The 15,606-nt window shown below is 71.4% G+C and carries 6 protein-coding genes; 4 read left to right on the forward strand and 2 right to left on the reverse strand.

Annotated features, from left to right (window positions below):
- The first annotated feature begins 105 nt into the window (after positions 1-105).
- The 4 genes from QC282_RS04380 to QC282_RS04395 all read left to right on the forward strand — a co-directional run bounded on the left by QC282_RS04380 (position 106) and on the right by QC282_RS04395 (position 9,309).
- Positions 106-1,752: a PD-(D/E)XK nuclease family protein gene (locus tag QC282_RS04380; protein WP_279547841.1), complete on the forward strand. Its 1,647-nt coding sequence runs from the start codon at positions 106-108 to the stop codon at positions 1,750-1,752.
- Positions 1,749-2,924 (forward strand): hypothetical protein, encoded by a 1,176-nt coding sequence (locus QC282_RS04385; protein ID WP_279547842.1) that lies wholly within the window; start codon positions 1,749-1,751, stop codon positions 2,922-2,924. Before QC282_RS04380 ends, QC282_RS04385 begins: the two co-directional genes overlap by 4 nt.
- On the forward strand, positions 2,917-6,354 hold the full coding sequence (locus QC282_RS04390; protein ID WP_279547843.1) for a signal recognition particle: 3,438 nt from the start codon (positions 2,917-2,919) through the stop codon (positions 6,352-6,354). Before QC282_RS04385 ends, QC282_RS04390 begins: the two co-directional genes overlap by 8 nt.
- An 84-nt stretch (positions 6,355-6,438) precedes the next feature.
- Complete coding sequence (locus QC282_RS04395) at positions 6,439-9,309, forward strand: DUF3962 domain-containing protein (RefSeq protein ID WP_279547844.1); 2,871 nt, start codon at positions 6,439-6,441, stop codon at positions 9,307-9,309.
- A 266-nt stretch (positions 9,310-9,575) separates the two neighbouring features.
- Here the strand turns inward: QC282_RS04395 and QC282_RS04400 are convergent, their stop codons facing one another.
- Complete coding sequence (locus QC282_RS04400; protein WP_279547845.1) at positions 9,576-11,018, reverse strand: hypothetical protein; 1,443 nt, start codon at positions 11,016-11,018, stop codon at positions 9,576-9,578.
- A gap of 68 nt (positions 11,019-11,086) precedes the next feature.
- Positions 11,087-15,529 carry an AAA family ATPase gene (locus QC282_RS04405; protein WP_279547846.1) on the reverse strand — a complete coding sequence of 1,481 codons (4,443 nt, stop codon included), beginning with the start codon at positions 15,527-15,529 and terminating at the stop codon, positions 11,087-11,089.
- Positions 15,530-15,606: the final 77 nt, after the last annotated feature.

Here is a 15,606-nt window from a genome sequence, read left to right on the forward strand (position 1 = left end):
ACCAAGAACTTCCAATGAGTTCCAAGATTACCTGCTACGGTCGAATGCGGCGGCGCACCCGGCCCGACCGAAGGGTGCCGTCTGTTCTGAGACAAGGGGGAGGCAATGAGCCACGACACGACGGCATGGCACAAGCCGCACTGGCTGACCGGGAACGACGGCCTCGTGCGCGTGGGGCCCGGTACGGGCGGGAGCGAGGAGCACACCTGCCCCTCGCACGCCGCTGCCAAGGCCCGGCCCGGTCTGCGGCCGGCCCGGCCTCTCCGGCTTCCGAAGCCGGAACTCGAGACGTTCACCCTCGGGCCGGTGATGGACGCCGTCGACCGGGTCGAGTTCCACGGTGAGACACCCGACCAGGCCCTGGCGGGGCTGCGCTCCCGCACCCCCGCCCTCCACCCCGGTCACCTGACGTATGCCGAGCACGCCCTCCGTACGTACACAGAAGCGTGCACTGGCAACGGTGAGCAGCGGCTGCAGCCGGTCCGCCCGTACTGGGTGGCCCAGCGGGAGAACGGCAAGTTCTGGGAGATGTACGCCTGGTGGCGCAGGTACGAGTCGGCCGACGGACGACTGCGCGAGTACCGGCGGCTGCGGCACGGCGAGGCCAAGGACTCCGAGCCCGGCGAGATCGCCATCGCCGTGTACGTGGCGGTTCACGGGCGCCAGGCGGCTTGGCCTCGGAAGTGGGCGCGCGCGTTCCAGCCGTATGGACCCGCCGCCCGGCCCGAGCGGGTGCGTGTCGTCGAAGTCGGGCTCGCCGACGGACGGCCGCGCGTGCAGTTCGACGGGACGGCCGAGGAAGCCGAGGCCTACTACGCCGAGCACGGGCACGCGCACGTGGCCCGTATCGTGGCGGGCGGCAGGCCGGTACCCGGCTCATCCTGCGTCGACTGCAAGCAGTTCACGGGCTGCGAGGCCGTGCCGCGCAGGCCGGGTGTCCTCGGCCTTCCCGCGAGGGTGGCACCGCTGAGAAAGGTGTCGGTCAGCGATCTGCGCTATCACGCGGCCTGCCCCGCACAGGGATTCCTCCGTTCTCTGCACCTGCCCAAGTCTGACGAGTACGGCAGCGCGGCCAGGCTCGGCCAGGCGGTGCACGGCTGGATCGAAAAGCTGCACCGGCGCCCGGGATGGCCGCCGTGCGCGGCCGGCGACATGCCCCCGGAGGGCGAGAACTGGACAGAAGGCCGCTGGCGGGTCTCCGACGAGGACGCCGCGGCCGGTCGGGACATGCTGCTCCACCACGTCGACGCCTGTCCCTTCCAGGACGCCGCCCTCATCCAGCGGGTCGAGCCCGAAGCCCTCCGGGTCGTCCACGACACCGCGGCGCAGGCCGTCGTCATCGCCAAACCCGACCTGCTCTACCAGGAGGACGGCTCGTGGGTGTGGCGGGAGCTCAAGACGACACGGAAACGGCGCCGCCACCACGAGGACCCTCTTGACACCTACCCCCAACTCGCCCTGGCGGTCACGCTCCTGGCTCAGGGCGCGCTGGGCGGCGATCCGGACGGCTCGCGTGTCGAGGTGGAGATCCTCCGGCCGGACGGTTCCGATCCGCACGTGATCGACCCGACGGACCCCGGCCAGAAGCGGAAGGCGCTGTCGGTTCTGCGGCGGTACGCAGGACCGTGGCGGGAGGACGAGACATGGGACGCCCGCCCCGGCCCGCATTGCCGGTTCTGCCCGGTGTCCCGGTGGTGTCCGAGCGCCGCTGCCGCGCCCGACGGCGCCGTCGCGAGAGAGGGGGAGGCGTGACCACGACCGACATGAGGGATGCACGGTCCGAGGACGCCGTCGGCACGGACGAGGGGCTGCTCCGACAGATCGCCAGCGCCCTGGCGTGCCTGTCCCGGCAGAGGACGGTACCCAACCCGGTCTACCCGGCGAAGGTGCAGAACGCGTACAACCGCCTCGTCCTGCACTGCCTGCGCCGGGGCGACGAACCGCCGGGCAGCGTGCCGCAGATGGTCCGCTGGGCTTGTGAACGGCCGCTGATCGAGTGGCCGTTGGAGCTGCCGCCCGAGAACTTTCCGGGCACGGCCCTGCTCGTCGATCCGGAGACCCGGCTGCCGCACCAGCTGTGCCTGGAGTGGGAGGTGAGCGCGGCCGACCCTGCCGCCGAGCTCTTCGAGAACGAACGCATCCGGGAAGCACTCGCCGTGTGCCGTGCGGCCAAGGCCCCGCAGACCTACACCGCGTTCCGGGCCCTGCTCACCTCCAGGCCCGTGCTGACCGGCGCCGAGCTGGCACTGCTCGGCGGCGATCCCGACTGCGGAATGCTGCTGCACGACGTGATCAAGCGCTGCTACGAGCCCGTACCCGCCTCGTACCTGCGGCGCGGCACATACCGGCAGTGCGCTCGCTGCCGCTGCCTGATGGTGCCGCTGCTGCACGGCGGCCACCGCTGCGAACTGGACCGGTGCCGCCGCGACGGCACTTCGGACGACGGCACGCCGCTCCGTGCCGACAAGGGCGGAGTCTTCCAGCTCAGCCGCCCCCTGCGGATGTTCATCACCAGCCCCGGGCTCGCGGAGACCGATCTGCAAACCGCCCTGGAGAAGAAGTTCGGAATCACCGCCGAGATGTGGCCCAACTACGACGCGTACGACCTGCGCGTCCCCCTGCCGGGGCGACGGCACTGGGCGGTGGACGTCAAGGACCGGGTGAACCCCGTTCTCCTGGCGCGCTCCCTCACGCCGTTCAGGAACGAGCCGCCGTACGACCGGGCCTTCCTCGTCGTGCCCCGCTACCGCTTCCGTGACAACGAGGCGTACGGGCGGCAGTTCCGCCGCAACCTGCCGGAGGACCTGGCCGATCGGGTCACCCTGCTGGACGACCGGGCCTTCCTGCGGCTGGTCGCCGATGAGATCTCCACCCCACGTGACAAGGCGGGGGACCCGCGTACCGAAGGAGGACGCCGTGCGTGACCGCAGAGGATGGCACCGGCGCTGCTCGCCGCAGCAGCTCACCGAGGTGTGGCCGGCGAACCTCGGCAGCTTCCGCCCCGGTGACCTTCTCGACGTCGAACTGGGCCTGTACCTCCTGGAGGACGTGACGCCCACCCGCACGGCCGCCGATGTCTGGCCGCTGCTGGGCGGTTACCCGTACAGCGAGGTGTTCGGAGACGTCCGCACCGACGAACAGCGGCTGCGCGTTCTGCGCGCCCGCCACTATCTGTGGGACATGCGGCGACGGCACGCCTGGTCGGAGGCGCTGACCGACTACCTTGAGGTCCCCCAGCACCTGCGCGGATACGACATCGACGGACCCGGCTCCGTACCGCGCCGTCGGGAGCCGTCGCGCGCCGCACGCCGTTTCGAGATCTTCGAAGAACTGCTCTGCACCCCTCCGCGGTTCGCGACGCGGTCCATTCCGTTCGCCGAGGAGGGAGAGCACACCTTCCGGGTGCAGGACCGTACCCACTCCGTGGTGTTCGACGAGGAACTGCTGACGGACACCCTGCCGCGCGCCCACGCGCTTGACGCACCACCGGCCGGGCGTGGAGAGCCCGTCGACGTCACCTGGGAAGAGCTCGAGAAGGCCGCCGACGCGATGGACGCCGTCGAGGCGACGGCACCGGAGGGGGCGCGGGGCGGCTGGGCCGGGCGGCTCCGGCGGGTGAAACTGCTCGTGCGCGACGCGGAACTCGGCCGCTTCACCGAGCAGGGACGGCTGAGGATCGACCGGCTGCTGCACCTCGTGGGGATGGTGGGAGCCGGCAAGTCCACCCTCCGGGACATCCTGACCTACCACCTCGTGACCCGGACACCCCGCCGGGTCACCATCGTCGTCGGCGACGTGGCCGAGACGCTCGCCGTGGTGGAGCAGTTCGACCGGCTCGGTGTGCGGGCGGCGCCGATCCTCGGGCACTCCACCAGGGAGCGCAACATCAACCGGCTGCACCGCCGCACCGCCATGGCCGGCGCCGCCACCATGCTCGGGCACGACCACGCGGGCTTCGCCTACCTCAGCAGCGCCTGTCCCGTCGACGTGCTGCGCGGCCTGGAGGCCCGCCACCCGCTCGGCGTCCGTGAAGCACCGTGCATCACGCTGTACACCGTCCCCGAGCAGGAGGCCACGGACGGCGATCCCCTCCTCGACGAGCGGTACAGCACGCAGCGTGACGCACAAGGCCCGAAGCCGCAGCGGAGACTGTGCCCGTTGTGGAACCGCTGTCCGCGCCACCGCGGGGCTCGTGATCTGGTCGACGCACAGGTGTGGGTCGCCACCCCGGCCGGTCTCGTGCACAGCTCCGTCCCGCTGCACCAGCACCAGGAGCAGCTCCGGTACCTCGAACTCGCGTGCCGACTCAGCGACCTGATCATCGTCGACGAGGCAGACCGGGTCCAGATGCAGCTCGACACGGCCTTCGCGCCGGCCAGCACTCTGGTGGGCAAGGCCCCGAACTCCTGGTTCGACGAGGTCGCCGTCCACAAGTTCCAGCAGATGGCCCGGGACGGCCGGCTCCAGCTGTCCGCCCGTGACGTCGACGACTGGACCAACGCCGTCAACACGGTCAGCGCCGCCACCGACCGCCTCTTCGCCCTGCTCGTCAAGGACGACAAGCTCAGGAGGTGGATCAGCGTCGACTACTTCAGTGCCTTCACCCTCCACAACCTGCTGCTGGACAGCTGGTTCCCGGGGCGGAAGGAGGGCGAACGCCCGCCTGCGGCGGCCCGGACGCTGGACGGTGCGCTCGGCCGGTTCCGCGACGACCCGCTGCACGAGCAACAGAGCACGGGAGACGACGATGAAGTGACACCCTTGGTGAACACCTTCGTCCACCTCGCCCTGGAACTCCTCCACGCGCCCCAGGGAGCACGGACGCGTGAGAGGCTGCGCGACACCCTCACCGACATCGTCGGAGACGACAGCACGGTGCTCGCGGACGCCGACCTCCAGGCCCGGCGCTTCGAGTTCACCTTGCTCCTTTCCGCTCTGCACAGCCGCCTCGACTTCATGACCACGCTGTGGCCGCGCGTCGAGGCCGCCCTCAATCTCGAGAGCGCCTCGAACGTGCTCTCCCGCAGGCCCCCCAAGGACTACGAGGCGGTCATCCCCGAGTCGCCCATGGGTAACGTGCTCGGCTTCCAGTTCCGCCACGACGACCGTGAGCGCGATGGTGACCGAAGTGGTGAACTCCGCTTCTTCCACTGCAACGGCGTGGGCCGCGAACTGCTCATGCGGCTCGGTGACCTGTGCGCCGTGGACGGCCGCCCGGGCCCGCACGTCCTGCTCATGTCCGCAACGAGCTGGGCGGGCACGTCGAGCAGGTACCACGTGCACGCCGACGTCGGTGCCGTTCTGCGTCCTCACGACGAGGAAGTCGAAGCCGTCCTGGGCAGCGAGTTCCGCAAGGAGTTCTTGTACTGGCCCGGAAACGACCGGCCCAAGCCGCTGCGCCTGTCCGGCTGCGACCCCGAAGAACGGCCACAGGCCCTTCTGCACATGCTGCACCAGCTCGCGGTGCCCGACCGGAGTCTGCCAGACGCCGAGAGCATGCTGGACGCCGAGCTGAAGGAGATCGACGATCCGGACCGCCGCCGCATCCTGTTGCTCGTCGGCAGCTACGACGAGGCACGTCGTGCCGCCGAGTACCTCAACCAGATCCCCGAGTGGAACGGCCGCGTCACCCGACTCGTGTCCGACGACGCGGACTCCGACACCGCCTGGAGCCGGCTGCCGGAGGACGCCGCCGCATGGACACTGCCCCGCGGTGACGTGAAGGCTTTCCCCTCGGTCGGCGGCGACATTCTCGTCGCGCCGCTGCTCGCCGTGGAGCGGGGACACAACATCGTCCTGCGCGATGGCAAGGCGGCCATCGGCACGGTCTACTTCCTGGCACGCCCACACCCTCGGCCCGATGACATCGCGCTTGCCATCCAGTCCATCAACGACTGGGCAGTACGCCAACTCCGTGATGCTGAGGGATCCTTCAGGCAGAACGCGCTCGCCGCCGCCACCCCCGACCAGGCGGCTGTGGCGTTCCGCAGCCGCGCACGCCGTCAGTGGAACCGCTTCCTCACTCGGCGGCTGGCCTGGTCCAGCCTGCGGGACGAGGAGAAGACGGCGTTCACCTGGGACCAGCTCGTCGTCATGTGGCAGGTCATCGGTCGTCTGGTGCGCGGCGGCGTGCCGGCCCGGGTGGTCTTTGTCGACGCGGCTTTCTCTCCCAGAGAAGCCGGATTCGAGGACACGGACACCCCCGACACCAGCCTGCTGGCGAGCATGCGTGAGGTGCTCGCCCCCTTCTTCGAGGACGGGAACACGGCGGAGCGGCACCTTGCCCCGATTGACAAGTCCCTGGTGCGTGAGCTGTACGAACCGCTCTACCGCGCCCTGGTGGACATGGGCTGACGGCCTCCGTCACCGCACCGCATCCGCGACGTGTCCGCGTCGCGTCCGAACACTTCACGCCTTGCCCCGAGGAGAAACGGCACCATGGCCTACCGGTACAACCGTCCGGCGGCGTACCTGCCCGACCCGGCACAGGGACCCTTCGTCGTCCCGATGCACACTCTCTCCCTGCCTGCTCACTGGGAGGAACCACTCCTGCGCCTCTACCACGGCGGAATGACCGAGGGGCAGGCCGAGCGACGGCGCCGCGTACCCACAGCGGCTGTCAACCAGCTGATGCGCGCCACCGCGCCGGACATCGTCACGGTCGACTCCACGGCACGGTTCGGTTCGGAGAACCCCTGGCTGTACTGCCAGGACGCGTACCCGATGGCGGTGACGAACCTCTACATCGCCACCTGGCTCAAGAGCCTCCCGCGCGATGCCGGCGATCCTGAGACCGCGCCCCTGCTGATGAACTGCTTTCGTGACCTCGACACCGCGGCTCTCAGCTGGCGGCCCGGCAGGGTCGACCTCCTCGAGCAGAAGGTGTCGCCTGGAGGAACCGCTCTGCCCGCGCCCCACGTGTACCGGTTGCTTCCCGACGTCCTCGCCGAAAGGATCGCGCGCCAGGGACCGTACGAACACCACGGACAGCAGCTGTCGTTCCGACAGGTCGCCGGCCGCACGGGGGCCAGGGGGCAGGGAAGCGGGGGCGCCGAGCTGATGTCGAACGTGATCGAGTACGTACCCGGGCGGCGCGGTGGCGGCGACGGCAAGTCGGCCTATTACGCGGCGACCCTCCGCATCACCGTGCGCACCGTTCCCTTCTCACCCGTCCCGCGCGTCCACGTGGCCGCCGGCGTGCGTCGGTTCGTCACCGGCAAGGTCTACATGCCGTACGGCAAGGGCGTGTCCGCGTACCTGCTCCCGGACGACTCCCTCGTCCACGACGGCCCGCAGCCGCAGCGTTTCGCCGTCGCCATGCTGGAGTGGAAGAACGGCACCACGGACTGGCGTCAGGGCGGAGCAGAAGGAATGCTCGCCGGGATCAGCGCACTCGACGCACTGCCGTCCCCGGACCGGCTGGTGAAGGAGGCCGACCACTGGATCCACGGCCGGGACGGCATCCGGATCGCGATCGGGCACCAGGCGGCCATGGGCAGGCACACGATCGGCACCGGACTGATGCCCAGTGAACGCCGACGGCTGATCGAGTGGGCGGAGCAGGCGATCGCTCCCGAGTTCGTCTCCGTTCCGAAGCTCGAGCGCAGCGCGTACGCGCGGCCGCCCAAGAAGCAGCTCAAGAAGCTGCCGTCCATTCCCAAGAACATGGAAGAGAAGGATCCCGAAGAGCGCGCGGTCATCCTGGACCAGCGTGAGCTGAACGCGGCTCACAACGCTCAGGTTCTGCGGGCACGCCTGGCCGAAGCTCTCGAAGGGGAAGACCTCACCGCGGTCGTGCTCCACCAGAACGACGCCATCCGCGATCAGATGATCGCAGCGGCGGAGACTGGGCTGGGGCTGGCCGGGCACCGGCGTGAGCAGGGTCCCGATACCTGGGTGTGGGAGGCGAAGGAGCTGACCGTCCGGCTGCACGCGCGGCCACTGGGCGCTCTCGGTGCACCGCTGGGAGGCGACGGCGTGCCGCGCCGGGGGCAGGAACACGACAAGGCCATCGAGGAGCGCCGTATCGGTGTCGCGCGTGCCATGGCCGCCCTGCGGGAAGCCGTCCCCGGGGTGCGGGTGGCCTTCGTGGAGCTCGACGGGCAGGATGCCTTCCGCCACGCCAAGCGACGGACCGACCCCAAGCACGCGATCCGCCTCGGCTGCGCGGACGCAGGCCTGGTGACCCAATTCATCCGTCCACCGGAACCGGAAGCGGAGACGGAGGAGGCTCTCGCCGATGCAGGTCTGCGTGCCGCCGCGGCCTGGTCGGACGGCCTGCGCCAGACTGGCATGCGGCTGGTGCCTCAGCACACGCTCGGTGACACGCTCATCCCCGCAAACCTGAACCAGGTGGCCTTCCACCTCGTGGAACGCCGCCTTGACGGGCCCACGGGCAAGCAGCAGTTCACGCCGATCGCGGTGCTCATCCGACCAGGCGCGAAATGCGTGCTGGGCAAGTCGGCCGACATGCACGCATGGGTGCCGTACCCCGAACTCCTCAAGTCATTGACGGGAAGGGTCGAAGGCAGGAAGAACAGCGCGGAGCAGTCGGCCCTCATGGCGGCCTTCGTCAAGAAGACCCTCGCGCAGCTGCGCAGTACCCCGACGCTCGTTCTGACCCACGCCCAGGACGTCCGGAAGCGCTGGCCATGGCTGAGGAACGACGGGCTGGAACGGGACAGGCTCGGCCTCGACGGGGGTCCCCTTCAGCGGATCGGTCTGTACGGCAAGCAGCTTCGTATCGTTCGGATCGCCGATGGCAGCCGGGACGAAACGGCACAGTGCTGGGCCGAGGCGGAGGAACTCTCTCCCAAGTTGGAGGGCCAGCAACGTGGGGGCATCGCGATGGGGCTGTGGCGGCCCGGAGTGCGGGGTGACTCGGACCGCGTCTTCTACAGCACGACCGGCAAGTCCGGCTCGCAGCCAAATCTCACCAACGACGACGCCAAACTCACTCCGCACACCAACGCCTCGGGCAACAACGCCTACCGGCCGACGGCGAACGCCTGGAATCCGGACCTCCTCGAACTGACCGTTGCGTGCCTTCAGCCCGGTGACGATGCGGAGGCATGGGCCGCATTCGTCCACCAGCAGCGTTTCAGCGAGGACTACCGTGCTGGTCGCGAGGGGTTGGCTCTGCCCTTGATCCTCCATCTCGCGCGACTCGCGGACGATTACGCTCTGCCTCACGAGATCGAGGAGGCTTTGGACCCGACGGAGCCCCAGGCTGCGGCCGCGCCGGACGACGCTCTGTCGGGCCAGCTGGCCTTCGACTTCGACCTCGGTGACGGGGATGACGACGAATGAAGCTTCCCGCTGAGGAGTCGAGGGAGTCTCACCCCTCGTCTCCTCAGCGGGTAAGGCCCTACTACCTCAGGGGCGTAGGTGCGGGTTAATAAATGCATATGCATGCTCTCGGGGAGTGATCTTGCGGGCCGCGGGAACCTCAACATCAATTGGTCCTGTTGTGCCTGGTCAAGGGAACTCGTGAACGTCCCACTCACTCTCAGTAACACAAGGGTCCCGACCGCGAGGTCGGGACCTTTTGCGTGGGGCCCAGGAGGGGCCGGGTCTCACATGCCGACCACCGTGACCACCTCGTGGCACACCGTGTACGGGCGTTCCGCCTCGACCTGCAGGACCCAGGTTCCCTCCGCCGCCGTGAGCTCGGCGATCACGTCACCCGTGCCGTCGGGCACCAGGGTCACCGGCTTGATCTCCGCGGCGGTGCGGCCGGGCGGGAGGAGTCGGGCCCGCAGCGTGGTCCCGGTGACCGTCGGGCCGGTCGCCCGCACCTCGAACGGTTCGCCGGCCGGCGCGATCTCGGGCACCTCGACGCCGAACGCCGTGTCGCCCGACAGCATGCCGCGCATCGGCCTGTTCCGGCGGATCGCGGCGAGCTGGTGCCGCAGGGACTCCGCGCCGGCCATCCCGGTGTGACGTTCACCGTTCCACAGCGCCTGGTCCTCGCTGTCCAGCACCCAGCGGGCGGCGGCCGAACCGCTGGGCACCGTGCCGTCGCCGCTCCACTCCTGGTGGTTGTCGAAGTGCGTGGGGAACTCCAGGGAGCCGTCCACGCCGACCTTCACTCCGTGCACGGTGGGATGGGCCCGGCCGGCGAAGCAGTGGACGCGGTAGGGGGGTTCGGCGAGGCCGGCCTGGTGGTGCTCCCAGGCGTCGTCGATGTCCCGGTGGAAGGCGAACGCCTCGTCGACGAGATCCGTCGGAAGGTCGGGCACCGGCATGCCGGTCAGCAGGCGCCGGGCCCGGTCGCCCTCCTCCAGGGCCGCCCGGTAGACGGGCAGCAGCTGGGCGACCGAGGGGAAGGTGCGGGCGAGTCCGGCCAGCCGTTCGTTGACCGACAGCACACGGTCGAGGACCCTGGTGGCCAGGGTCCCGGTGTCCAGGGCGTGCCCGGTGAGGACGCGAATGGCCTTGGCGGCGCCTTCGAAGGGTGTGCCCAGCGTGACCAGCGTCCGGGTGGTTTCCCGGCCGCCGAGGCACTCCAGGTAGTAGCGGGCGACCAGGCCGCCCATGGAGTGGCACATGAGGACGACCCGGGGCGGGTCGTCGTGTGCTTCGGGGTGGACGGAGGGGGCGACCTCCCGCCAGGCGCCCAGAGCCATCTGCACGCGTGCCTTGAGGCGCCGCGCGGTGAGGCGGTTCGACAGCCGCCAGTCGTAGGGGAAGACCAAGTACTGCAGGGGATGCAGGTGCTGCCCGGCCGGGCCGGTGTCGTCCCAGCCCAGGGCGGCCCGTACGTCGGGATACCCCAGGCACGCCAGCAGACCGGGGAACGCCTCCGGTCCTTTGAGCAGCCCCGCGGCCTCCAGGGCGTAGGGGCCCTCCGGTTCCTCGTCGCCGATGCCCGGCGGCAGCATCAGGCCCTCGACGGCCCTGCCCGGCCTGCGCAGACTCAGCAGCGCCTGTTTCGACTGGTTCCAGACGTCCTTGCCCTCGCGGGTCAGACGCGTGCCGAGGATTCCCGGCACGAAGACGACCAGGTCGTGGTTCATGCTTGCGTACTCCGCCTTCTTTTCGTTCCGACGGGCCCCGGCCCGTCTTTCGTCCCCGGTTCACGGGATCACGCCCGTCGTACGGCGGCCGTGATCCGGTCCTGGGGAATCCTCAGCTGGTCGCAGCGCCCGCAATCCTGGACGAACAGCGTCAGACCGTGCCGCGGGTCGTGCGCGGCGCCCGCGGCGTGCACCTTCCCGCCGCGGTACGGGATGCGCAGTTCGGGCACCCATTCGTCGCCCACCACGTCCCGGACGGCCACGGTGCCCGTCCCCCCGCACGCCAGCAGCAGGGGGCGTCCGGCCGGTCCGGCGAACGCCAGCGCGGCGGGCGCGCCGTGCGGGGCGGTGAACCGGCGCGTCGACCAGCGGCCGTCCTCGCACTCGGCGAGTCGTACCGTGCCCGCCTCACTCCAGGCGAGCAACGGCCGTGACCCGTCCGGGCCGTGACGGACCGTCAGGGCGAGGCCGACGCGGCCGTCCGCCTTCGCCGTACGCCTCCCGCGCGGGGCGAAACCGTCCGCGGTGCTCTCCCAGAGCGTCAGATGCTCTCCGCTGTCCACGGCCAGCCACGTGCGTCCCGCCGCCGTGTACGCGGCCACGTCGCACACCTTGATCTGCGCGGCGGCGACGGGACGGCGCGTCACCCACGTGCCCGCCTCCCGGGTGCGGACGGTGACCTCGGGGCCGTCGGGCACGAACAGCCACGGCGACCCCTCCGGCCCCCGCACCAGGGCGAGGCCGGTCGTCGTGTCACCGGCGTCGCCGCTCAGCTCGACGCGGCCGTCCTCGGCGTGCCCGGACAGGTCGTCGTTCAGCCGCCACAGGGTCACGCGGCGGCCCGCGGCGGCGGCCACGGTCCAGCCCTCGGCATGCCGCGACGCGGCCACGGCGGTGACGTGCTGCGCGCAGGTCAGCACCACCTCGGAGCCGGTACGGCCGTGCAGCGGGGTGTGCAGGGCGAGCAGTACCCGATCGCCCGCCGTCCGCGCCACGAGCGCGGGCGCGCCGGGACCGCCCGGTGCCACGGCCACCCTCGGCAGCGCCTCGCCGCCGGCGGGCCGAGGGCGGGAGACGGTGCGGATCAGCGCCGAGGTGTCGACGACGCGGACCTCGTCGCCGTCGCCCACGGCGAGCCGGCCGGTGCCCCTGGGGTCGAAGGCCAGCCCGCGCCGCTCGCCGGCCGGTTCGATCACCGCGTTCACCGTGGCGTCCACGGGGCTCACCAGGCGGACCCGGTGGCCCTCGTGCAGCGCGAGCAGCGGCAGATCGCCGCAGCGGCCCAGGGCGATCTCCCGCGCGGGGGAGGCGACTTCGAGCACCGGGGTGACGCGGGGGGCCGTGCGCCCGGTCGCCGTCACCCGCCGGACGACGACCCGTTCGCCGTCGGCACCCCCCTCGGCCAGCGCGAGGAATCCGCCGTCGGCGTTCTCGGGCAGGGCCGCCGCGGCGTAGCGCCGGCCGGGCGCGGCGGGCAGTTCCCAGCTGTCCTGCACCAGGGAACGGTCCGCGTAGAGCTTGCCGCGCAGTTCGTGCAGCGCCACCGAGTCCCCGGCGGTGAGGAGGAAGCAGTGGCCCGGCAGGCTCAGCAGGGCCAGGCGCTCGGCGGGGACGGGAAGGATGTCGTGGCGTACGTCGCCGTCCAAGAGGGTGCGCCCGGCGGTGACGGTCCAGCGCCACGCCCACACACACTTCCCGTCCGCGGCGACGACCTGGAAACCGTCGCCGCAGCGGGTCACGTCCAGCGCCCCGATCCGGCCGTCCCACGTGTAACTCCGGTGCGGCCGGCGTTCGTCGCCCCACCACAGGTGCAGCGACCGGCCGTCGTGGGAGGCGGTGACGCGGGTGCCCCGCACCGTCACCTCGCGGACCTCGGCGAAGACGGAGGACGTGCCCCGGCTGTCGTGGGCGCGTCTGGTGAGGACGTACGCGCCGGTGTCCGCCCGTCTGCCGACGATCTCGCCCCGGCCGGCGATGGAGAGCGTGCCCCCGCCCGTCGGGGTCCAGCTCAGGGCGATGGCACCGCCGAGCGGCGCGGGCAGCGTCAGCTCCGGTGGCCGGGCGACGGCGTCGGTCCACACCTCCTCCCACGCCTGCTCCGCGAAACCCGGCCGGCGCCACAGCTCCCGGTGGATCTCGGGGTGCCCCACGAACGCCTCGGCGCGCAGCACGGCCCGGCGTTCCCCGGGTGCGGCGTGGTCGCGGAACACGGCGCCCACCCGCCGGTACAGGGCGGCGCCCTCGCACGTGTTGATCAACTGCCCGGTCAGGGGCAGCATGACGTCCGGCTCGGTGGCGACCAGGAACGCCGGGTCGAGGAACAACTGCTCCAGCGGGCGCTGTTCGTCCAAGGTCTCCTCGGTGTCCGCGGTGGCCTGCGCCGCGTGCGCCGCCAGATACGTGACCGTGTAGTCGTCGGCGCGGTCCCAGTCGCCCGCCGGCCGGTGCAGGGCGTCGTACACCCGCCGGTGCGCGACGCCCTCGGTCATGCGGAAGCGTGCCAGCAGGGCGGTGCCGTAACTGGTGTGGTCGAGCCGGTACAGCGGGCGCCGGCCCTGTCGTCGTTCCGCGGTCACCAGGACGCCCTTGAGGCGTCGCAGCATGGTGTCGAGCATGTCCCGCGTCAGTTCCCGGGGGCCCGCGCGCAGCTTGTTGGCGAGCTTGAGCCACAGCTCGGGGTCGGCCAGGCCGGGGCCCTGGACGACCGCGAGCGGCAGGAGCAGTTCGGCGAGGCGGTGGCGGCCGCCGGGGTCGAGGACGGTCAGTTCGTCGGTCATGCGGGTGCGCAGTTCGGTTCCGCCGTGCCGGATGAAGGAGTCGAGTTCCCCGGCCGACAGCGGTGCGGGCTGCCGGGCGAGTTCCCGGCCGACCAGCCGGGCCACCAGGAACCTGCGGCCGCAGGTGCGCGCCACCCGGTGGGCCGTCTCGGACCGCAGCGCCTCGGTGTCCGGTCCGGCGTACGGGGAGCCGGGTGTGTGGGCGAGGAGGGACGCCACGAGTGCGGAGATGTCCCGCTCGGTTTCCCGGTCGCGGTCGAGTTCCAGGTCGGGGGAGGACCGGTCGAGGGCGTCGAGCAGCGACTCCCGGGTCCCCGGGTCCACCGTCCGGCGCGGGTGGGGGCGGGTGCCGACGATCAGCTTCACACCGGCGCACCGGGCGAGGGGGTTCAGGAGCCTGCGGGCGATCTCGTGGGCCTGGCCGGGCATGGCCTCGTCGAGACCGTCCACGATCACCGTGATCGCGCCGATGCGGGGCACCGACCGGCTGATGCGGTCCACGGCCTCCTGAGGACCGCTCACCTCGGAGTCCGGCACGTCGGCACCGAGGCGCGCCAGCCCTTCGAGGAGGGTGCGGGACAGGGAGTGCAGGGACGCGCCGTGGCAGGAGACGGCGGCGTGGACGGAACCGGGTCCCGGGACGGTCTGCGGCGGTGGCGGGGGGTTCAGCGCGTCGCGCAGGCTCGGCACGGACAGCAGCGCCAACCGGGCGAGGAGCGCGGTCTTGCCCGTCCCGGCGGGGCCGGTGACCACGATCATGCCGTGGCTCTGGGAGGCGATCCAGGTGGCCAGCCGGCCGAGCGGTCGCACCCGGCCGGCGAACCGGTGCGGCTCGTCGCCGTCCGGGGCGGGCCCGAACCGGTCCGGGGTGAGCCACGGTTCGTGGCCGGGGGGCACCGCGGCGGCCCGGTAGACGGCCTTGCCCGCCTCGTAGTACGGGTTGTGGAGGAACCGGCGGCCCAGTGACTGGATCTCGACGTACGCGGGTCGCTGCGCCGGGTCCTCGAAGCCGGCCGCCTCGGCGCGGCGGTCGACGGCCTCCAGCAGGTCCGGCACGAGCAGGAAGGGCGCGGTCGGTTCGAACGGCCGCACCGTGCCGTCCAGTTCGGCGCCGGGGTCGGCGAGCGCCTCCTGAAGCCAGTCGACCCAGAGGCTCTCCTCCATCTGGCGGTCGGCACCCGCCGTGGCCAGGATGCCGAAGCCCGCGCCGGGCACGCCGCCGGGGCCCGACTCCCCGTCGAGGTACTGCCGCATCGCCTGGTGCAGTCCACGGCTGCCGGGCAGCGGGTGCTGCGACTCGCACGCGTCGATGATCACCAGGAGTTCGGCGTGGCGGGCCCTGGTCAGGTCCCTGAGGAGTTCGGCGAACTCCACGGACCGGCGGCGGTGGGGCAGAGGCCGCCCCGGTTCGTAGCTGTCCCGGCAGGCGAGGAGGTATCCGTCGTCCTTCGTGGCGTGGCCGTGGCCGGTCCAGTACAGGATCTTGCGGGTCGCCTCGTCCGCGACGAACCGGTCGATGCCCGCCAGCACGTCCCGCTGGGTGCCGTCGCCCTCCAGTTCCTCGGCCCTCGCGAACCCGAGCCGGTCGCACAGCTCGGTGAACCGGGAGCGGGCACTCAGGACGTGCTTGCGGTCCCTGAGCCCCTTGCGGTCCCCGTACTCGGCGATGGCCACCGTGCCAACCAGGCCGGACGACCGAAGCGCCTCGCGCCGGATCTCGGATCCGTCCGACATGCCCCACCTCCCGCGCACCTATACTGATCGACCAGCGTGGCGCGTGTCACCTGATCGCCAACAAGGCCGCCGGAAGG

Origin of the sequence: Streptomyces sp. DH24 (assembly GCF_029813775.1) — a bacterium.
GTDB lineage: Bacteria > Actinomycetota > Actinomycetes > Streptomycetales > Streptomycetaceae > Streptomyces.

Bases quoted from the DNA above. Each gene is read 5' to 3' on its own strand.
- QC282_RS04380 (WP_279547841.1), top strand. From the start codon at position 106: ATGAGCCACGACACGACGGCATGGCACAAGCCGCACTGGCTGACCGGG.
- QC282_RS04395 (WP_279547844.1), top strand. From the start codon at position 6,439: ATGGCCTACCGGTACAACCGTCCGGCGGCGTACCTGCCCGACCCGGCA.
- QC282_RS04400 (WP_279547845.1), bottom strand. From the start codon at position 11,018: ATGAACCACGACCTGGTCGTCTTCGTGCCGGGAATCCTCGGCACGCGT.
- QC282_RS04405 (WP_279547846.1), bottom strand. From the start codon at position 15,529: ATGTCGGACGGATCCGAGATCCGGCGCGAGGCGCTTCGGTCGTCCGGC.